General features: G+C 72.7%; 14 protein-coding genes. 7 read left to right on the top strand and 7 right to left on the bottom strand.

Annotated features, from left to right (window positions below):
• Nucleotides 1-413 precede the first annotated feature (413 nt).
• Nucleotides 414-1,055: an NUDIX hydrolase gene (locus tag IO29_RS08500; RefSeq protein ID WP_030378652.1), complete on the top strand. Its 642-nt coding sequence runs from the start codon at nucleotides 414-416 to the stop codon at nucleotides 1,053-1,055.
• A gap of 118 nt (nucleotides 1,056-1,173) precedes the next feature.
• Nucleotides 1,174-2,373 carry a MarP family serine protease gene (locus tag IO29_RS08505; protein ID WP_030378651.1) on the top strand — a complete coding sequence of 400 codons (1,200 nt, stop codon included), beginning with the start codon at nucleotides 1,174-1,176 and terminating at the stop codon, nucleotides 2,371-2,373.
• Nucleotides 2,374-2,547: 174 nt separating this feature from the next.
• Here the strand turns inward: IO29_RS08505 and IO29_RS39325 are convergent, their stop codons facing one another.
• From IO29_RS39325 to IO29_RS08530, 6 genes are all read right to left on the bottom strand, one after another.
• Nucleotides 2,548-2,727, bottom strand: a complete 180-nt coding sequence (locus IO29_RS39325) for a hypothetical protein (RefSeq protein ID WP_006142024.1) — start codon at nucleotides 2,725-2,727, stop codon at nucleotides 2,548-2,550.
• Nucleotides 2,728-2,919: 192 nt separating this feature from the next.
• Nucleotides 2,920-3,870, bottom strand: coding sequence for an alpha/beta fold hydrolase (locus IO29_RS08510; protein WP_030378650.1), 951 nt, complete (start codon nucleotides 3,868-3,870; stop codon nucleotides 2,920-2,922).
• On the bottom strand, nucleotides 3,867-4,343 hold the full coding sequence (locus IO29_RS08515; RefSeq protein WP_030378649.1) for a phage holin family protein: 477 nt from the start codon (nucleotides 4,341-4,343) through the stop codon (nucleotides 3,867-3,869). The genes IO29_RS08510 and IO29_RS08515 overlap by 4 nt, the downstream gene beginning before the upstream one ends.
• Nucleotides 4,344-4,514: 171 nt before the next feature.
• Nucleotides 4,515-5,867, bottom strand: coding sequence for a Na+/H+ antiporter NhaA (gene nhaA / locus IO29_RS08520; RefSeq protein WP_051707489.1), 1,353 nt, complete (start codon nucleotides 5,865-5,867; stop codon nucleotides 4,515-4,517).
• 444 nt (nucleotides 5,868-6,311) lie between these two features.
• Nucleotides 6,312-8,273: an acetate--CoA ligase gene (gene acs / locus IO29_RS08525; RefSeq protein ID WP_030378647.1), complete on the bottom strand. Its 1,962-nt coding sequence runs from the start codon at nucleotides 8,271-8,273 to the stop codon at nucleotides 6,312-6,314.
• 269 nt (nucleotides 8,274-8,542) lie between these two features.
• Complete coding sequence (locus IO29_RS08530; protein ID WP_030378646.1) at nucleotides 8,543-11,281, bottom strand: SulP family inorganic anion transporter; 2,739 nt, start codon at nucleotides 11,279-11,281, stop codon at nucleotides 8,543-8,545.
• Nucleotides 11,282-11,578: 297 nt separating this feature from the next.
• On the opposite strand from IO29_RS08530, the gene IO29_RS08535 reads away from it, so the two are divergent.
• Complete coding sequence (locus IO29_RS08535; protein ID WP_030378645.1) at nucleotides 11,579-12,907, top strand: polysaccharide deacetylase family protein; 1,329 nt, start codon at nucleotides 11,579-11,581, stop codon at nucleotides 12,905-12,907.
• A gap of 187 nt (nucleotides 12,908-13,094) precedes the next feature.
• On the top strand, nucleotides 13,095-13,916 hold the full coding sequence (locus IO29_RS08540) for a Fic family protein (protein ID WP_030378644.1): 822 nt from the start codon (nucleotides 13,095-13,097) through the stop codon (nucleotides 13,914-13,916).
• Between the two features lie 425 nt (nucleotides 13,917-14,341).
• On the opposite strand, the gene IO29_RS08545 is transcribed toward IO29_RS08540, so the two are convergent.
• A complete protein-coding gene (locus IO29_RS08545) occupies nucleotides 14,342-15,175 on the bottom strand; it encodes an HAD family hydrolase (protein ID WP_030378643.1) in 834 nt (277 codons plus the stop codon).
• A 525-nt stretch (nucleotides 15,176-15,700) separates the two neighbouring features.
• Here IO29_RS08545 and ssd point away from each other — a divergent pair.
• The 3 genes from ssd to IO29_RS08560 all read left to right on the top strand — a co-directional run bounded on the left by ssd (nucleotide 15,701) and on the right by IO29_RS08560 (nucleotide 19,068).
• Nucleotides 15,701-16,795 (top strand): septum site-determining protein Ssd, encoded by a 1,095-nt coding sequence (gene ssd, locus IO29_RS08550; protein WP_030378642.1) that lies wholly within the window; start codon nucleotides 15,701-15,703, stop codon nucleotides 16,793-16,795.
• Nucleotides 16,792-18,114, top strand: a complete 1,323-nt coding sequence (locus tag IO29_RS08555; protein WP_030378641.1) for a TadA family conjugal transfer-associated ATPase — start codon at nucleotides 16,792-16,794, stop codon at nucleotides 18,112-18,114. The genes ssd and IO29_RS08555 overlap by 4 nt, the downstream gene beginning before the upstream one ends.
• An 87-nt stretch (nucleotides 18,115-18,201) precedes the next feature.
• Nucleotides 18,202-19,068 (top strand): type II secretion system F family protein, encoded by an 867-nt coding sequence (locus tag IO29_RS08560; RefSeq protein ID WP_030378640.1) that lies wholly within the window; start codon nucleotides 18,202-18,204, stop codon nucleotides 19,066-19,068.

Consider the following 19,068-nt stretch of genomic DNA (forward strand, 5'->3'; position numbering starts at 1 on the left):
CGCGGGCCGCAGGCATACGGCCCGCCGACCTGCGGGGCCGGACCGTGGACCCGCAGGCTGCCGACGGGCAGGGGCCCGGCGCGCAGCCCGCTGACGCGCGACCGGCAGGCGAACAGCCCGACGGCCCACAGGCCGCAAGCCCGGCGGGGCCCGCACGCCCGAGGTCCGAAGGCGAGGGATCTGAAGGCGAAGGGTCTGAAGGCGAGGGGGCCGGAGGCGAGAGTTCCGGAGGGACGAGGCCCCGGGGCGTGCAGCCCGCCGTCGGGGGACACACCGACACCGCGGCTCCGCCGTCCGCAGCCGCTCCGGCGTCCGTAGCCGCTCCGCCGTCCCCGGCCGCCCCGCCGTCCCCGGCCGCCGCTCCGGACGGTACTCGGCAGGCCGTCGACGGTCCGCGGGTCACCGCAGACGGATTGCCCGCGTGGCTGGACCCCGTCGTGCGGGCCGCCGGGACGATACGGCCCCGGCAGCTCAGCCGGTTCCTGCCGCCGGAGGACGGCGGCGGGCGGCAGTCCGCCGTGCTGATCCTCTTCGGCGAGGGCGCGCGCGGCCCGGAGCTGCTGCTCATGGAGCGCGCCGGCTCCCTGCGCTCGCACGCCGGGCAGCCCGCCTTCCCCGGCGGCGCCCTCGACCCCGAGGACGGCGACCCGGCCACCGAGGGCCCCCTGCGCGCGGCGCTGCGCGAGGCCGAGGAGGAGACCGGCCTCGACCCCCGCGGCGTCCAGCTCTTCGGCGTGCTCCCCCGGCTCTACATCCCGGTGAGCGGCTTCGTCGTCACCCCGGTCCTCGGCTGGTGGCGGGAGCCGACCCCGGTCGGCGTGGTCGACCCGAAGGAGACCGCCCGGGTCTTCACCGTCCCCGTGGCGGATCTCACGGATCCCGCGCACCGCGTCACCGCCGTACACCCCATGGGCCACGCAGGTCCGGCATTCCTGGTCGAATCCGCCCTCGTGTGGGGTTTCACGGCGGGTGTGATCGACCGTCTGCTGCACTACGCGGGCTGGGAGCGCCCCTGGGACCGCGACAAGCGGGTCCCGCTCGACTGGCGCGCATGACAGGGTGGCACCCGTGCTGTGTTTCGACGGGGGACGCCGTGTCCCCCGCCGCCTCGTGTTCCGGAACACCGGCCGGACTTCGTGGTGAGAGGAACGTGACGAGGCGAGGCGTGAAGCGGTGAACGTGCTGGACATCCTGTTGCTGGTCGCCGCGGTGTGGTTCGCGGTCGTGGGCTACCGGCAGGGCTTCGTCGTCGGCATCCTGTCGGTGACCGGTTTCCTCGGCGGCGGCCTCGCCGCGGTCTACGCGCTCCCCGTGCTGTGGGGCGAGGCGACCGACGACGCGGAGGTCAACACGACGGCCGCCGTGATCGCCGTCGGAGTGGTGATCGTCTGCGCCTCCGTCGGGCAGGCCCTCACCACCCATCTCGGCAACAAGCTCCGCCGCTACATCACCTGGTCCCCGGCCCGCGCGCTGGACGCGACGGGCGGCGCCCTCGTCAACGTCGTGGCGATGCTGCTGGTCGCCTGGCTGATCGGATCCGCGCTCGCCGGGACGACCCTGCCGACGCTCGGCCGTGAGGTCCGCGGCTCCAAGGTGCTGCACGGCGTCTCGCAGGCGTTGCCCTCACAGGCGGACACCTGGTTCGCGGACTTCTCCACCGTCCTCGCGCGGAACGGCTTCCCGCAGGTCTTCAGCCCGTTCGCGAACGAACCGATCACCGAGGTCGAGCCGCCCGACCCGGCCCTCGCCCGGAGCGCGGTCGCCGTGCGCGCGAAGCGCTCCATCGTGAAGGTGATGGGGACCGCCCGCAGTTGCGGCAAGGTCCTGGAGGGCTCCGGCTTCGTCTTCGCCGACCGCCGTGTCATGACCAACGCGCACGTGGTCGGCGGGGTCGACGAGCCGACCGTCCAGATCGGCGGCGAAGGGCGCAAGTACGACGCCACGGTCGTGCTCTACGACTGGCAGCGCGACATCGCCGTACTCGACGTGCCGGACCTGCCCGCGCCCGCGCTGCGGTTCGCCTCCTCCGGCGCCTCCGGCGGCAACAGCGCGATCGTCGCCGGCTTCCCGGAGAACGGCTCGTACAACGTGCAGCCCGCGCGCGTCCGCGGCCGGATCACCGCGAACGGCCCGGACATCTACCACCGCGGCACCGTGCGCCGTGAGGTGTACTCGCTGTTCGCGACCGTCCGCCAGGGCAACTCCGGCGGCCCGCTGCTCACCCCTCAGGGGCAGGTCTACGGAGTGGTGTTCGCCAAGTCGCTGGACGACGCCGAGACCGGTTACGCCCTCACCGCGCACGAGATCCAGCAGGACATCGACCAGGGGCGCAGGGCGAACCAGCAGGTGGACAGCGACAAATGCGCGCTGTGACGCCCTACCGGGCCGACGAGGCCGGTCGGGCCGGACCGGGCGATATCGCCGGTCTGCGCGGTATGGCCGGTCCGGGCGGTATGGACGCCCCGGTCGACCCGCGCGGGCGGCCGCCCGGCTGACGGGACCGTGCGCCCGGCTGAGGGGACGACCGTCCGCCCGCTGTCCGGCCGGTCAGCCGCGTGCGTGGCGCAGACGGGCGGAGACCCAGCGGGCCCGGCGGCGGAGGATGTGCGGAATTCCCACGCGGGGGTCGGCGCCCGCCAGCTGCGGGGCGCCCCTCTCATGAGGGCCCGGACCAGCGGCCGAGCGGCGGTTGCGTGCTACGTCGTTGTAGTCGTGCGTCCAGCCCATACCCCGACCGTGCCCCCGCCCCAAGGTCGATAACCTCCCGCCGGGCCTCCAATTGGCCTATGCGTCAGGCACATGGCTGTGCGAAGAACAGACGTTCCCTGTTCGGATACCGGGCGTGGTGACGCCGTGACAGTCCGGATTCGCGGCTTACGTCCCGGCCCGCTGGCTCCATGACCGCCGGACCCGTTCGGCTCACCGGTCCGGCTCGGGGTCCCGTAGCCAGTTGATCAGCTCCGTCGAGAACGCGCCGGGGTCCTCCTCGTGCGGGAAGTGCCCCAGGCCGTCGAAGAGACGCCAGCGGTACGGGGCCTCGACGTACTCCCCGGAACCGGCCGCGCTCCGCGTGCGCATGACGGGGTCGAGGGAGCCGTGCAGATGCAGCGTCGGCACCCGCACCGGCCGCTTCATGCGCCGGTTGAACTGGAAGCCGTCCGGCCGGGCCAGCGAACGCACCAGCCAGCGGTAGGGCTCCACCGAGCAGTGCGCAGTGGAGGGGATGCACATGGCTCGCCGGTACGCCTCGAGCGCGTCGTCGTCCACCGGCCGGGGTCCCGACCACTCCCGGATCAGCCGCCCGACCAGCGCGCCGTCGTCGGCGGTGAGCTGCCGTTCGGGGACGAAGGGCCGCTGGAACCCCCAGATGTGGGAGCTCGCCGCCGACTGCCGCGGGTCCCGCAGCATGGCGGCGCGCCAGCGCCGGGGGTGCGGCATCGAGGTCACCACGAGCCGGCGCACCAGCTTGGGCCGCATCGCCGCCGCCGTCCACGCCAGATAGCCGCCCAGGTCGTGGCCGACCAGCGCGGCGTCGGGCTCACCCAGCGAGCGGACCACCCCGGTGACGTCCAGCGCGAGGTTGGCGGGGTCGTAGCCGCGCGGTGTGCGGTCGCTGCCGCCGACCCCGCGCAGGTCCATCGCCACCGCCCGGAAGCCGGCGTCGGCGAGCGCCACGAGCTGGTGCCGCCAGGTCCACCAGAACTGCGGGAAGCCGTGCAGCAGCAGTACCAGCGGCCCCTCGCCCAGCTCCGCGATGTGGAAACGGGCGCCGTTGGCCGCGACGTCCCGGTGGGTCACCTCTCTTCCGCCGGGCAGGTCGAGTCGTACGACCGAGGCGGGCTGGGCCCAGGGTGTGGCGGGGTCCGTCATGAGGACGAGCGTGCCACAGCCTCGACGGGCGTGTCCGTCCGGTCCGGACGCGGGTGCGGCTTGGCCTTCTGCAACACCCCGGCGCTCTCCTTCACGGAGGCGGCGACCTTCTGCGGGCCCTTGCCCTTCTTGGCCTTCTTCGCGAACGTCATCCCGATGAGCCCGAGCAGACCGGCGACGAGCACGTTCGCGGCGAAGGACAGCAGGAAGCAGACGGCCAGGTTCCAGTGGCTCCAGGTGCGGATGCCGTACGCCAGTGCGAAGTTGAGCATCGGCAGGGAGAACAGCAGCACCGCGCCGGCCCCGGAGAACGCGCCGCCGGAGACCGCGCCGCGCTTCACATCCTGCTTGAGCTGGGCCTTGGCCAGCGCGATCTCGTCGTGCACCAGTGCGGACATCTCCGCCGTGGCCGAGGCGAACAACCTGCCGATGCTGGGCTCCGCGCCGACCGGGGTGCCGTCGGGTGCGCTCATCGAGGTCTCCCTGTTGTCGTGAGGATCGTCTTGAGTTGTCGTACGTTCGCTTGCGCCTCGTACGTGCGTTCGTGTCCGGCCTGTTGGCGCCGTGGCTGTCGGCGCCCGATCTGTCGTCCGTGCGCCGTCGGGGACGTTGTGTGCACAGAGACATTTTGTGCACAGGTCAGATCATGCCGGACCGTGGTCCCCCTCGCCTGCCCCGCCCATCACTTCGGCAAGCCTTCGGTGTTCGGCGGCCTTGGCCTCGTAGATCTCGGCCATGCGCAGGTGGTACGCCGGGTCGTGCTCCTCGTAGATGTCGGGGATGCCGTCGAGATCCTCGTCGCGCTCCTCCTCCGCCGACAGCGCCCGGTACTTGGCGTTTCGGATCTTCAGCAGGACGGCCGCCAGCACGGCCGCGATCAGCGAGCCGCACAGCACCGCCGCCTTCACCTCGTCCGTCAGTACGGGGTCGTCGGTGAAGGCGAGTTCGCCGATGAGGAGGGAGACGGTGAAGCCGATGCCGGCCAGCGTGGCGAGCGCGAAGACGTCCGGCCAGGCGAGGTCCTCGCTCAGCGAGGCCCTGGTGAAACGGACCGTCAGCCAGGTCCCGCCGAAGACGCCGAGCGTCTTGCCGAGGACCAGCCCGAGCACGACACCGAGCGTCTCCGGCTTGCCGAACACATCTCCGAGCGCCCCGCCGGACAGTGAGACGCCCGCGCTGAACAGGGCGAACAGCGGCACGGCGAGACCGGCCGACAGGGGGCGCACCAGGTGTGCGATGTGTTCGCCGGGGGAGTGCTCCTCGCCCTCGCGGCGGTGGCAGCGCAGCATCAGGCCCATCGCGACACCGGCGATGGTGGCGTGCACGCCGCTGTTGTACATCAGCGCCCAGTTCACGACGGCGAGCGGGACGTACACGTACCAGCCCCGCACGTCCTTGCGCAGCAGCAGCCAGAAGAGGCCGAGGCCCACGAACGCGCCGCCGAGCGCGACGAAGTTCAGACCGGAGGTGAAGAAGACCGCGATGATCAGGATGGCGAACAGGTCGTCGACGACCGCGAGCGTGAGCAGGAACGCGCGCAGCGCGGAGGGCAGGGAGGTGCCGATGACCGCGAGGACGGCGAGCGCGAACGCGATGTCCGTGGCGGTGGGCACCGCCCAGCCCGCGAGCGAGCCGCCGCCGACGAGACCGGTGACGGTGTAGACGAGCGCGGGCGCGGCCATTCCGCACAGCGCGGCCACGACGGGCAGCGCGGCCGCGCGCGGATCCTTGAGGTCCCCGGCGACCAGTTCGCGTTTGAGTTCGATGCCGGCGACGAAGAAGAAGACGGCCAGCAGGCCGTCGGCGGCCCAGTGCGCCACGGAGAGGTGCAGGCCGACCCCGGAGGGGCCGAAGTGGAAGTGGCTCACGCTCTCGTACGTGTGACCGAGAGCAGGCAGGTTGGCCCAGATCAGCGCCGCGATCGCGGCGGCGAGGAGAATGACCCCGCCGACGGTCTCGGTGCGCAGCGCGTCGGCGACGTAGGTCCGCTCGGGCAGGGAGAGACGGCCGAGGAACCTGCGGGAACCGTTGCGGGGCCGGTCGGGCCCGTGCGACTGATCGGGCCTGCGGGCCGCGTCGTGCTGGGGGGCCTGGTCTTGCCGAGGGGCCTTGTCGTGCTGGTGGGTCTTGCGGGGCGGGGCCACGAGGGGGACCTTCCGGGTGAGTGGGCAGCATGCATCGCATGCCGACCAGACTTCCCGGCGCGCCCGAAGAGACCGTTTCTGTTGGGGTGGATGTTCCGCCCAGCCTACCCAAGAACGACCCCCGGGGCACGGTACGGCTCCCGGGGGTCGGTACGGAGGTGCGGTGGCGGTGGCGGTGGCGGTGGGGGTGGTGTGGGGTGGCGGTGGAGTGGAGGCGTGGTGGCGCGGAGAGCGGGGACCGCGGGCGGGGGCCCGGGTCCAGTCCTCCGAGAGGGCGTCAGTTCCCCCGACAGCCCGTCAGTCCTCCGACGGCGCCGCCGGCAGCTTCGCCTGGATCAGGTCCATCACCGTGGAGTCCGTGAGCGTGGTGACGTCACCGAGCTGACGGTTCTCCGCCACGTCCCGCAGCAGCCGCCGCATGATCTTGCCCGAGCGGGTCTTCGGCAGCTCCGCCACCGGCAGGATCCGCTTCGGCTTGGCGATCGGGCCCAGAGTGGCGCCCACGTGGTTGCGCAGGTCGCCGACCAGGTCCTCGGTCTCCGCCGCCGTGCCCCGCAGGATGACGAAGGCGACGATCGCCTGCCCGGTCGTCTCGTCGGCCGCGCCGACCACGGCCGCCTCGGCGACCGACGGGTGCGAGACGAGCGCGGACTCGACCTCGGTGGTGGAGATGTTGTGCCCGGAGACCAGCATCACGTCGTCGACGCGGCCCAGCAGCCAGATGTCCCCGTCGTCGTCCTTCTTGGCGCCGTCACCGGCGAAGTACTTGCCTTCGAAGCGGGACCAGTAGGTGTCCAGGAACCGCTGGTCGTCGCCCCAGATGGTGCGCAGCATCGACGGCCACGGCTCGGTGAGCACCAGATAACCGCCACCGCCGTCGGGCACCTCCCTGGCCTCGTCGTCGACGACCGTCGCCGAGATGCCCGGCAGGGGACGCTGGGCCGAACCCGGCTTGGCGTCGGTCACGCCCGGCAGCGGGGAGATCATGATGCCGCCGGTCTCCGTCTGCCACCAGGTGTCCACGACCGGGGTGCGGTCGCCGCCGATGTGCTTGCGGTACCAGATCCATGCCTCGGGGTTGATCGGCTCGCCGACCGAGCCCAGCACGCGCAGCGAGGACAGGTCGAACTTCGCGGGGATGTCGTCTCCCCACTTCATGAACGTGCGGATCGCGGTCGGCGCGGTGTAGAGGATCGACACCTTGTACTTCTGGACGATCTCCCAGAAGCGGCCCTGGTGGGGGGTGTCGGGCGTGCCCTCGTACATGACCTGCGTGGCGCCGTTGGCCAGCGGGCCGTAGACGATGTACGAGTGGCCGGTGACCCAGCCGACGTCGGCCGTGCACCAGTACACGTCCGTCTCCGGCTTGAGGTCGAAGACCGACCAGTGGGTGTACGCCACCTGGGTGAGATAGCCGCCGGAGGTGTGCAGGATGCCCTTCGGCCGGCCCGTCGTGCCGGACGTGTACAGGATGAACAGCGGGTGCTCGGCCTCGAACGCCTCGGCCGTGTGCTCGGCCGACTGCTTCTGCGTGAGGTCGTGCCACCACACGTCACGGCCCTCGGTCCAGGCGACCTCCTGGCCCGTGCGCCGTACGACGACCACGTGCTCCACGGTGGTGCCCTCGCGGTTCACCGCGTCGTCGACCGCCGGCTTGAGCGCGGAGGGCTTGCCCCGCCGGTAACCGCCGTCGGCGGTGATGACGACGCGGGCGTCGGCGTCCTCGATGCGGGTGGCCAGCGCGTCCGCCGAGAAGCCGCCGAAGACGACGGAGTGCGCGGCGCCGATGCGGGCGCAGGCCAGCATGGCGATCGCCGTCTCGGGGATCATCGGCATGTAGACGGCCACCCGGTCGCCCTTGCGCACCCCGAGCTCCAGCAGGGCGTTGGCCGCCCTGGACACCTCGTCCTTGAGCTCGGCGTAGGTGATCGCGCGGCTGTCGCCGGGCTCGCCCTCGAAGTGGATGGCGACGCGGTCGCCGTGGCCCGCCTCGACGTGCCGGTCCACGCAGTTGTACGCCACGTTGAGCCGGCCGTCCTGGAACCACTTGGCGAACGGCGGGTTCGACCAGTCCAGCGTCTCGGTCGGCTCGGTGGCCCAGGTCAGCCGACGGGCCTGCTCGGCCCAGAAGCCGAGCCTGTCAGCCTTGGCCTGCTCGTACGCCTCGGCCGTGACATTGGCGTGCGCGGCGAGTTCGGCGGGAGGCGCGAAACGACGCTCCTCCTTCAGCAGGTTGGAGAGGGAAGGATTCTCGCTCACTTTCCCATCTCCCCCTTCAGAAGGTTGGCCAGGCTTTCGTTGCTCACGACATCTCCCTTTCCCAGGGTGTCCGTTGTGTCCCAGGCCACAGCTCATCAGACCGGCACCCCCGATGACAAGGGCCGACGGGCAAATGGTTTAGACCTGTGCGGTCTGTGAGGGGTGCGGCCCCCGAGCGTGGGGCCACACGTTCTCACGGACGGCGAACGGGATCGGTTCACCACGCGTGGCGGCGTGCGCGGCGGGCGGCGGCACCGCCCGCCGCCCCGTCAGACGGGCGCGCCCTGGGCGGACCGCCGGGCCTCCACCCGGGCGAACACCTCCGTCCCTGTGCTGTCGTCGGTTGTCCCGGTGAGCAGATAGGCCTGCGCCCTGCCCACGTGGAAGTACATGCCGTGCAGTTCGAGCGCGCCCTCGCGCAGGGCGCGGGCCACGCACTCGTGCGCTCTGAGGTGCTCCAGCTGCTGCACCACGTTGGTCAGACAGAGCTGCTCGGCGACGTCGGCGGGCTCCCCGTCGGCGAACCGTGCCCGGGGCCGGTCCTCGGCGGCCATCCGGTGCAGGCTCGGCCGCCCGTGCCGCAGCCAGCGCCCGAGCGGCGTCCTCGACGTATCGGGTGCGGCCGGCGCCTCGGCCGCCAGCAGCGCCTGCACCGCACCGCAGCCCGAGTGCCCGCAGACCGTGATGGACCGCACCCGCAGCACCTCGACCGCGTACTCGATGGCCGCCGCCACCGAATCGTCACCGCTCTCCTCGCCGGGCAGCGGCACCAGGTTGCCCACGTTGCGCACGACGAACAGGTCCCCGGGGCCGCTGGCAGTGATCATCGATGTGACGACCCGGGAGTCGGCGCAGGCGAGGAAGAGCTGCGAGGGGTTCTGCCCCTCACGGGCGAGCCGCGCCAGCTCGCCACGCACCAGGGGCGCGGTGCGGTACTGGAAGGCGCTGATGCCCCGGGCGAGCTCCTGCTGCCCGCTGGTGGGCAGACGTTTGGCGGCGGCGGGTTGTTGTCCGCTGGTAGGTGGTTGTCCGTCGGCGAGTTGCTGTCCGCTGGTGGGTGGTTGTCCGTTGGCGGGTTGTTGTCCGCTGGTGGGTGGTCGTTCGTCGGCAGGTCGCTGCCCGTCGGTGGATTGTTGTCCGTCGGCGGGTCGTCGCTCATCGGCAGGTCGTTGCCCGTCGGCGGGCTGTTGCCCGCGGGCGGTCCTGCCCTCTCCGGCGGCTCTGTCGCCCCCGGGGGCTCCGCCGTCTCCGGCGGACCCGTCGTCTCCGGGAGCTCTGTCGCTTTCGGCGGAGCTGTCGTTCCCGTCCGGCGGTGCGTCGGGCCGCGCGGCGGGTTCCGGGGCGCACCGGTGGTTGCGCCAGGGCGTCCACGGTCCGCAGTGGCACGTCGGTGCCCCGGTGGCGGTGGCGGTGGCGGTGGTGGTGGCGGCTGTGGCGGCGGTGGCCGGCTCGGCGAGCCGCGGTCCCGCCCGCCCGGTCAGCTCCACCGAGCCTCCGCGTGCGAGGTGTGTCCGGCGCCAGTCCTGTAGTGCCTCGTACGCGGCGTGGTCCATGAAGGAGCCGTCGAGCTCCACGACCGTGTCCGCCCCCGGCGGCACCAGATGCAGGGTCCGGCTGAGCCGGGGCACGGCGAGGAACGTCAACTGCCCCCGGACACGGACGTGATGGACGCCCCCATTCTCCTCGGAACCCACCTCGTGGGTGATACGGGTACGGGTGAGCCGGTGCAGGGCGACGGCGACGGCCGCGGCGACGCCCAGGGCCACGCCCTGCAACACGCCGAGGAAGACGACGCCGGCGGTGGTGACCGCGTAGACCAGCACCTCACGGTGGCGGGTGACGGTGCGAATGTGGCGCGGGGAGACCATCTGGATGCCGACCGCCATGACCAGCGCGGCGAGTGCGGCGAGCGGAATCAGCTCCAGGGCCGGGACCAGCAGCAGCGCGGCCACGACCATCCACATGCCGTGCAGCATCGTGGAGTTGCGGCTGACCGCTCCCGCGCGCACGTTGGCCGTGGAGCGGACGGCGACTCCCGCGAGAGGCAGCCCGCCGAGAGCGCCGGAGAGGATGTTCCCGGCGCCCTGACCGAGCAGTTCCCGGTCGAGGTCGGAGCGGTCCACGTGCGCGTGGGTGCCGGTGCGGGAGGCGACCAGCTTGTCCACCGCGACCGCGCCGAGCAGGGACTGCACGCTGCACACCAGCGTGATGGTGAGGACGGCGGCGACGAGGCCGAGCACCGGGCCGTCCGGGAATCCGGCCAGCGCGTGGCTGCGCCAGGAGGGCAGTTCGACCCTGGGCAGGGTGAGCGCGGTCAGCGCGGCGGTCGTGGTGGCCGCGGCCACGGCGACAAGTGGGGCGGGGACCACCCGCAGCAGGCGTCCGGCCCGGCCCGGGAGCCGCGGCCAGAGCAGCAGCAGGCCCAGGGTGAGGACGCTCATCGACAGCGCGGCCGGATCCAGGTGGGCGATCTGGACGGGCAGTGCGCGCAGGTTGTCCAGGACGGCGCTCTGTGGGGTGCCGCCGAGCACGATGTGCACCTGGGCGACGGCGATGGTCACCCCGATGCCGGCGAGCATGCCGTGCACGATCGCGGGGCTGACCGCGAGCGCCGTACGGGCCACGCGCAGGCAGCCGAGGAGGAGTTGGGCGCCTCCGGCGAGGACGGTGATGGCGCAGGTGGCGCGCCATCCGTAGCGCTGGATGAGGTCGGCGGTGACCACGGTGAGCCCGGCGGCCGGGCCGCTGACCTGAAGCGGGGAGCCGCCCAGCCGGCCGGTGACGATGCCGCCGACGGCCGCGGCCACCAGACCGGCCTGCAAGGGGGCGCCGGTGGCGAGGGCGATGCCCAGGGAAAGGGGGAGGGCGATCAGAAAGACCGCGATCGAGGCCGACAGATCGACTCCGGCGATGCGGAACCGGCGGGGCGCGGGTGGGGGGCTGTGCGGTGGATGGGTGCGCCGGGTGTGGCTCGGGTCGGTGGCGCGGGTGGGCAGGCAAGCTGACATGGGTCCCGTCTCCTCCGTGTGGGCGTACAGCGAGGGAATTACCAAGACTCGGCAAATCGACAGTAATGCGAAGTAAAAAAAGAGTAGCCGGAATCCGAGCAAGTGGCGCAATAAGTCACTCTTGCGGGTTAACCGGCAATTTCATCGGCTTGTCATACAAATTCCTTCGAAGCCCCGTGCGACCTTGACCGGGCTGTTCGCGTGCGCGGTTTTCCGCCCGTATGGCCTCCCCGCCGTACGGGCGCCGCGCCACGCCCGACCGGCCTTGCCCCGAACGAAGGAAGAAGGTGGGCGGAGATGGCCGCCACCCAGAAAATCGCCGCGGGCGTCGCACTCGCCGCGGCCTGTGCCACCGCGGTCGCCGGCTGCGCGACCGACACCACCCACGCCCCGCCCGGGGGACACGCCTCCGGCGCCGCGAAGAGCCACGGTGCCTCCGGCGAGAAAAAGGGCGCCGGCGCACCGGCCGCGCCCGGCAGCGTGCTCCGCCCGATCGGCGACGGCTCCACCGCCTACACCGGCGCGCAGCCCCACCTGCCCAGACCCGAGCGGCTGAAGCCGGGCCAGAAGCCCCCACAGTTCGTGGTCTTCTCCTGGGACGGCGCGGGGGAGGACAGCCAGAAGCTGTTCTCGCACTTCCGCGAGGTCGCCAAGGAAAACAACGCGAACATGACGTTCTTCCTCAGCGGGGTGTACATGCTCCCGGAGGAGAAGCGCGACCTGTACCGGCCGCCGCAGCACGAGGCCGGCCGCTCGGACATCGGCTTCAACGACGAGCAGGGCATCCGGGACACCGCCACCCAGGCGCGTCTGGCGTGGTTGGAGGGCAACGAGATCGGAACCCACTTCAACGGCCACTTCTGCGGACCCGACGGCGGGGTCGGTACATGGTCGGTCGACGAGTGGAAGTCGGAGATCACCCAGGCCAAGTCGTTCGTGAAGTCCTGGAAGACCAACGCCCCCGCTCTGAAGAACCTCCCCCCGCTGCCCTTCGACTACGACAAGGAGCTCATCGGCGCCCGCACCCCCTGCCTGGAGGGTCAGAAGAACTTCATGAAGGCGGCCCGGGACCTGGGCTTCCGCTACGACAGCTCCGGCGTCAACGAGCAGGTGTGGCCCGCCAAGAAGGAGGGCCTGTGGGACCTGTCCATGCAGCTCGTGCCCTTCCCCGGGCACACGTACCAACAGCTCACCATGGACTACAACTTCATGGTCAACCAGTCGGGCACCCGCACCCAGGGCGACCCCGACAAGCGGGAGATGTGGGGCGACCAGATGCGCGACGGCCTCCTCAAGGGCTTCGACCGCGCCTACAACGGCAACCGCGCACCTCTGGTCGTCGGCAACCACTTCGAGTCCTGGAACGGCGGCACCTATATGCGCGCCGTCCAGGAGGTCGTCGAAAACGTCTGCGACAAGCCCGAGGTGCGGTGCGTCTCCTTCCGCCAGCTGGCCGACTGGCTGGACGCGCAGGACCCCACGGTGCTCGCCAAGCTGCGCGGACTGAAGGTCGGCGAGGCGCCGAAGGCGGGCTGGGCCTCCTTCCTGTCGGACCGGCCCGCCCCGGCACCGAAGGGAGTGCCCGGAGCCCCGGCGGAGAAGGGCGAGCGCAAGAGCGAGGGGTAGGCGCCCGCACCACGCGCCGGCGTCCGCGCCGCCGCGTAGGCGCCCGGGCCACCGTGCCGGACGCACCGTGCCGGACGCCTGGATCACCCCGCCGGACGCCCGGGACGCCCGGGCGTCCCAGGCGTCCCAGGCGTGAAGAAGGCCACTCCTTCACGCCCGGGCGCCCCGGGTGCGTAGGGTCGTACTCATGAGTACGACAGGTGCGCCCGCCGATCCGCTCGCCGCCCTCGCCACGCTGCCGGGCGTGCCCGAGGCCGTGGAATCCGTGCGCAAGGCAGTGGACCGGGTCTACGGGCACCGGATCATGCGGCGCCGCAGCAACGAGATCACCTCCGAGGCCGCGCTGCGCGGCGCCCGCGGCTCGGCGGCGCTGTCCGGCGCCGACTGGGCGCTCGAGGAGGTGCGCAGGCGCACCGACTTCGGCGACGGCGACGCCCGTACGGTCGGTGCGGCGCTGCGGGTGACCGCGGAGGCCGGGCAACTGCTGTCCATCTGGCGGCAGTCGCCCCTGCGGGTGCTGGCGCGGCTGCACCTGGTGGCGGCCGCGAGCAAGGAGGACGAGGTCGGACGGCCCCGCCGGGACGGCGAGCCGGTCGACGAGCCGCTCGTCGAACTGCCGCTCCCGGGCGCCGCCGAGATCTCGGGCCGTCTGGACGGGCTCTCGGAGCTGGTCATCGCCGGCGGCTCGGCGCCCGCCCTGGTCACGGCGGCCGTGGTCCACGGCGAGCTGGTCGCCCTGCGGCCGTTCGGCTCGTACAACGGCGTCGTCGCGCGCGCGGCGGAGCGCATCGCGCTGGTCGGCAGCGGTCTGGACCCCAAGGCGGTGTGCCCGTCGGAGGCCGGCCACGCCGAGCTGGGCCGGGCGGCGTACGTCGCGGCCCTGAAGGGGTACGTCAGCGGCACCCCGGAGGGCATGGCCGCGTGGATCACCCACTGCGGACGGGCCGTCGAACTGGGCGCCCGGGAGTCGACAGCGGTGTGCGAGGCCCTCCAGCGCGGGGCGGCGTAGCCGCGGGACGCCGTTTTCCGCAGGTGCGCCTGCCGCCCGTTTCATGACCTTTTGAAGGTAAAAGTAAAGAAGCGGGGACTCCACTTCCCCTTGTCCGGGTCCAGTAGTACAAAGGACTCAACGGACCGCGAGACCGAAGGACATCCGCGAGGATCCCCTTTCGTAACGCTGTTGGTCCCACGGACCGCGCATGGACATCGGGCACCCACGCGACGTCGACCCGTCGATTACGGGCCAGCCGCACCAGGTGACGGGCGAAGTTCCCGACCTGATGGGCAACATATCGAGGACGCTTGGTAACCCGGCGCCCATGCCAGCGGCGGTACGAATTTCGTACCGCCGCACTTTGTCGTCCACTTGCTGTCCGCGCCTTTTGTCTGCGCGTCGCGAACCAGGACCAGGACCAGGACCCGGACCCGGACGCGTCAGGCGGTCGCCGCGCGCCGTCTGCTGGCGTACCAGACGAGTCCCGCCGTGGCCGCCGCCGCTCCCACCGCCGCCATCGCGACCAGGGCCGGCCGCGGCGGCACGGAGAACCCGGGCAGCCGCTGCTTGAGCCGCACCGGCCGGTGGAAGTCGAGCACCGGCCAGCCGCGGGTGACCGCCTCGCGGCGCAGCGCCCGGTCGGGGTTGACCGCGTGCGGGTGCCCCACGGACTCCAGCATCGGGACATCGGTCGCCGAGTCGCTGTACGCGTAGCAGCGGGCGAGGTCGTACCCCTCGGAGGCGGCCAGCTCGCGCACCGCCTCCGCCTTGGTCGGGCCGTACGCGTAGTACTCCACCTCGCCGGTGAAACAGCCGTCCTCGCCCACCACCATCCGGGTTGCCACGACCCGGTCCGCGCCGAGCAGTTCCCCGATGGGCTCGACCACCTCCGCCCCGGAGGTGGAGACGATGACGACATCGCGCCCGGCCGTGTGGTGCTCCTCGATGAGCGAGGCGGCCTCGTCGTAGATGATCGGGTCGATGAGGTCGTGCAGCGTCTCGGCGACGATCTCCTTCACCTGCCGGACGTTCCAGCCCCGGCAGAGCGCGGACAGGTACTGCCGCATGCGCTCCATCTGGTCGTGGTCCGCGCCGCCGGCCAGGAAGACGAACTGGGCATAGGCGGTGCGCAGGACGGCCCTGCGGTTGATCAGGCCGCCCTGGTAGAACGACTTGCTGAAGGTGAGCGTGCTCGACTTCGCAATGACCGTCTTGTCCAGGTCAAAGAAGGCCGCTGTGCGGGGCGAGGAGTGCTTTTCCACGGGCCCGAGCATATGCGCCCACCATTCGGGCTAGCGTGGGGCGCGGCTGGTTTGCCTGAGAGGGCCTTCGGGTACACCATGGAAGTCACGGATCGTTCGCGACCGTGCTAACCCGGTCCGACTCCTCCCCCCCCCGAGTCGGCCGTGGAGACGACCCCCGCTCTCCCCCCCGGCGGGGGTCGTCGCATGTCCGGGTGGGTTTTCTCGTCCCTGGTCCCGTTGAGTGCACGGTCCTGTGTACGGCAGGCCAGGTGGATGTCATGTGCATGATTGGTTACCCTTGGTAGTCGCCGGGTTGCGGTACGAAAGTCGTACACCGTTCACCGGTATGGGTGAGGGCGATATCCACAATCGCCGAGTTGTTCACCGTTTTGGACCAAGATCCACACGATTTCGGGGATCGCCTCATCGTGTTTCCAGCGCGTCCGCTCGCGGCGAGTTCGGCGGAGTTCATGGCCGGTTGTCGTTTGTCGGACGCAATGGCCGGTTCGTATCGGCGCTCGCCGTGAGAACCCGACAACGAAGGGGCTGGAGACCGTGGCGGAGACCATCGCACACGACGGAACACACCGCGCCGAGGGCCGGCAGCGCGGACCACTGATCGTCACCGAGGACAGCGAACTCCTCGACGACCTGCTGCGCCTGTGCGCGGCCGCCGGCGCGCGGCCCGAGGTGCATCCGACGGTGCCCGAGGGGCGGGAACGCTGGGAGGCGGCGCCCCTGGTGCTGGTCGGGGACGACGCGGTGCCCCGGGTGCGCGGGGCCACCCGCAGGCGGGGGGTGGTGCTGGTCGGGCGGGACCAGGACGACTCGGGCGTGTGGCGCCGCGCGGTGGAGATCGGGGCCGACCACGTCCTCGTCCTTCCCGACGGGGAACAGTGGCTGGTGGACCGCATCGCCGACGTCACTGAGGGCGTGGGCCGCCCGGCGCTGACCGTCGGGGTGCTTGGCGGACGCGGCGGGGCCGGTGCTTCCACGCTGGCCTGCGCGCTCGCCGTCACCTCCGCCCGCGAGAACCGGCGCACCCTCCTGGTGGACGCCGACCCGCTGGGCGGCGGGCTGGACGTCCTGCTCGGCGGCGAGACGGCGCACGGTCTGCGCTGGCCCGCCTTCGCCGCCTCACGGGGCCGGGTGGGCAGCGGGGCGCTGGAGGAGTCCCTGCCCGCGCTGCACAGTCTGCGGGTGCTGAGCTGGGACCGGAGCGACGCCGTGACGGTGCCGCCGGAAGCGGTCCGCGCCGTCCTGGCCGCCGCCCGGCGACGCGGCGGCACGGTGGTCGTCGACCTGCCGCGCCGTGTCGACGAGGGGACCGCCGAAGTGCTCGCCCAGGTCGACCTGGGGCTCCTGGTCGTCCCGGCCGAACTGCGCGCGATTGCCGCGGCCCGGCGGGTGGCGTCGGCGGCCGCCATGGTCCTGGGCGACCTCCGGGTCGCCGTGCGCGCCCCCTACGCGCCCGGGCTGGACGACCGCGAGGTGGCCCGGCTGCTGGGGCTGCCGCTGGCCGGCGAGGTGCCCACGGAGTTTCTCGCCCCGGACGGCGGCACCCCTCCGGGAGCGGCTGCCCGCGGCCCGCTCGCCCGCTTCTGCTCGGCCTTCTGGAGCCGTGCCCTGACCGGTACGGAGGCGGCATGAACGGCGTCGGCGTACGGAACACGGGTGCCGACCGGGGCGGCGGAGGCGCCGGGAGCAGTGGTGCCGTGCGGTCCGAGGCCGGACACGCCGCGCTGCTCGACGGGGTGCGGCGGTGGCTGGCCGAGAGCGGGGCCGAACCGACACCGGCACGTGTGGCGCAGGCCCTGCGCGCGCAGGGCAGGGTCCTCGGGGACGCAGAAGTCCTCGGCGCCGCCGAGCGGCTGCGCTCCGAACTGGTCGGCAGCGGACCGCTGGAGCCACTGCTCGCCGACCCCTCGGTCACCGACGTCCTGGTGTCGGCGCCCGACCGGGTCTGGGTGGACCGCGGCGGCGGCCTGGTGCTGACCCCGGTGACCTTCCCGGACGCGGCGGCCGTACGACGTCTCGCGCAGCGCCTCGCGGCCGTGGCGGGACGGCGCCTGGACGACGCCCGGCCCTGGGTGGACGCCCGGCTCCCGGACGGCACTCGACTGCACGCGGTCCTGCCGCCGGTCGCCGTCGGTTCCACCTGCCTGTCCCTGCGCGTGGTCAGGCCCCGCGCCTTCACGCTCGGCGAACTGGTCGCGGCGGGCACGGTGCCGCCCGGCGGCGACCGCCTGCTGCGGGCACTGATCGACGCCCGGCTGTCGTACGTCATCAGTGGCGGCACCGGCACGGGCAAGACGACGCTGCTCAGCGCCCTGCTGGGCCTGGTGGACCCCGGTGAGCGGATCGTGCTCGCCGAGGACTCCGCGGAACTGCGGCCCGACCACCCCCATGTGGTGCGGCTGGAGGGGCGGCCCGCCAACCAGGAGGGTGCCGGCCTGGTCGAACTGCCGGACCTGGTGCGGCAGGCGCTGCGGATGAGACCCGACCGGCTGGTCGTCGGCGAGGTGCGCGGCCCCGAGGTCGTCTCCTTGCTGGCAGCTCTCAACACAGGTCACGACGGCGGCTCGGGCACGCTCCACGCCAACGCGGCGGCCCAGGTACCGGCCCGTCTGGAGGCCCTCGGCACCGCCGCCGGACTCGACCGCGCGGCCCTGCACAGCCAGCTCGCCGCCGCGCTGTCGGTCGTCCTCCACCTCGTGCGCGACCGCGCCGGGCGTCGGCGCATCGCCGAGGTGCACGTCCTGGAGCGGGATGCGGCGGGGTGGGTGGTCACCGTGCCCGCGCTGCGCTGGGGCAGGGAGGCGTTCGGACGCGAGGTGGGCTGGGAGCGGCTGCGCGCGCTGCTCGGGCAGGCGGGCGCGGACGAGGACGTGACGACGGAGACCGGGCGAGGACAGGAGCCGGACATGACAGGGACCGGGCGGTCACCGGCGCCGGGAGCCGGGCGATGACGAAGGGGATCGGGGGCCGGGCGATGACGAGGGCGGGAGCCGGGCGATGACGGGGATCGGAAGCCGGACGGCGACGGGAGCCGGGCGATGACGGGGATCGGCGCGGTGGGCACGGGCGCGGGCCTGGCCTGCGCGGGGGCCGCCGCCTGGCTGCTCGGCGGCCGGAACGGCGGAGCGGGACGGGCGCGGCTGCTGCTCGCCGGTGCGGACGGAGCGGTGGGAGCGGGAGCCGGGCCGCCGCCCTGGCAGCGGGCGCTGGCGCGGGTGCGCCGGCTCGGGGCCGAGTGGTGGGCGGTGGTCGCGGGTGCGGTGCTCGCGCTGCTCGGGATGTCGGTACTGCCGCTGCTGGCCGGTGCGCTCGGGGTCCCCGCGCTGCGGAGGGTGCGGCTGGCCCGGGCAGCGGGACGGGACCGGGAGCGTCAGGGGGAGGCGGTCATCGCGCTGTGCGCGGCGCTCGCCGGAGAGGTGCGTGCCGGACGGCAGCCGGGTGAGGCCCTGCGGCACGCGGCACAGGACTCGGGCGGCCTGGGCGGCGCCAGAGCGGCGGTGCTCGCGGCGGCCCGGTTCGGCGGCGACGTACCCGGCGCCCTCGCCGAAGCGGCACGCGGGCCGGGTGCGGAGGGACTCCTCGGGCTCGCGGCCTGCTGGCGGGTGGCCGTCGACCGGGGCGCGGGTCTGGCCGCCGGGCTCGACCGGCTCGAGGCCGCCCTGCGCGCGGAACGCGACCAGCGGGCCGATCTGCGCGCCCAGCTGGCGGGCGCCCGGTCGACGGCGGTGATGCTCGCCGGCCTCCCCGTGCTCGGCCTGCTCCTGGGCACCGCCCTGGGTGCGGACCCCTTGCACGTGGTGCTGCACACCGGGCCGGGGCTGGTGTGTCTGCTTGTCGGCGTGGCGCTGGAGGGCGCGGGGCTGTGGTGGGCGTTGCGGATCGTCAGGGGAGCGGAGGCGGCGTGA

It is taken from the genome of Streptomyces sp. NRRL F-6676, from assembly GCF_000725625.1.
Taxonomy (GTDB): Bacteria; Actinomycetota; Actinomycetes; order Streptomycetales; family Streptomycetaceae; genus Streptomyces.

What these genes read in the sequence shown, in the direction of transcription:
- IO29_RS39325 (WP_006142024.1), bottom strand. Translation starts at nt 2,727, where the DNA reads ATGGGCTGGACGCACGACTACAACGACGTAGCACGCAACCGCCGCTCG.
- IO29_RS08510 (WP_030378650.1), bottom strand. Translation starts at nt 3,870, where the DNA reads ATGACGGACCCCGCCACACCCTGGGCCCAGCCCGCCTCGGTCGTACGA.
- IO29_RS08515 (WP_030378649.1), bottom strand. Translation starts at nt 4,343, where the DNA reads ATGAGCGCACCCGACGGCACCCCGGTCGGCGCGGAGCCCAGCATCGGC.
- IO29_RS08530 (WP_030378646.1), bottom strand. Translation starts at nt 11,281, where the DNA reads ATGTCAGCTTGCCTGCCCACCCGCGCCACCGACCCGAGCCACACCCGG.
- IO29_RS08535 (WP_030378645.1), top strand. Translation starts at nt 11,579, where the DNA reads ATGGCCGCCACCCAGAAAATCGCCGCGGGCGTCGCACTCGCCGCGGCC.
- IO29_RS08540 (WP_030378644.1), top strand. Translation starts at nt 13,095, where the DNA reads ATGAGTACGACAGGTGCGCCCGCCGATCCGCTCGCCGCCCTCGCCACG.
- IO29_RS08545 (WP_030378643.1), bottom strand. Translation starts at nt 15,175, where the DNA reads ATGCTCGGGCCCGTGGAAAAGCACTCCTCGCCCCGCACAGCGGCCTTC.
- IO29_RS08555 (WP_030378641.1), top strand. Translation starts at nt 16,792, where the DNA reads ATGAACGGCGTCGGCGTACGGAACACGGGTGCCGACCGGGGCGGCGGA.
- IO29_RS08560 (WP_030378640.1), top strand. Translation starts at nt 18,202, where the DNA reads ATGACGGGGATCGGCGCGGTGGGCACGGGCGCGGGCCTGGCCTGCGCG.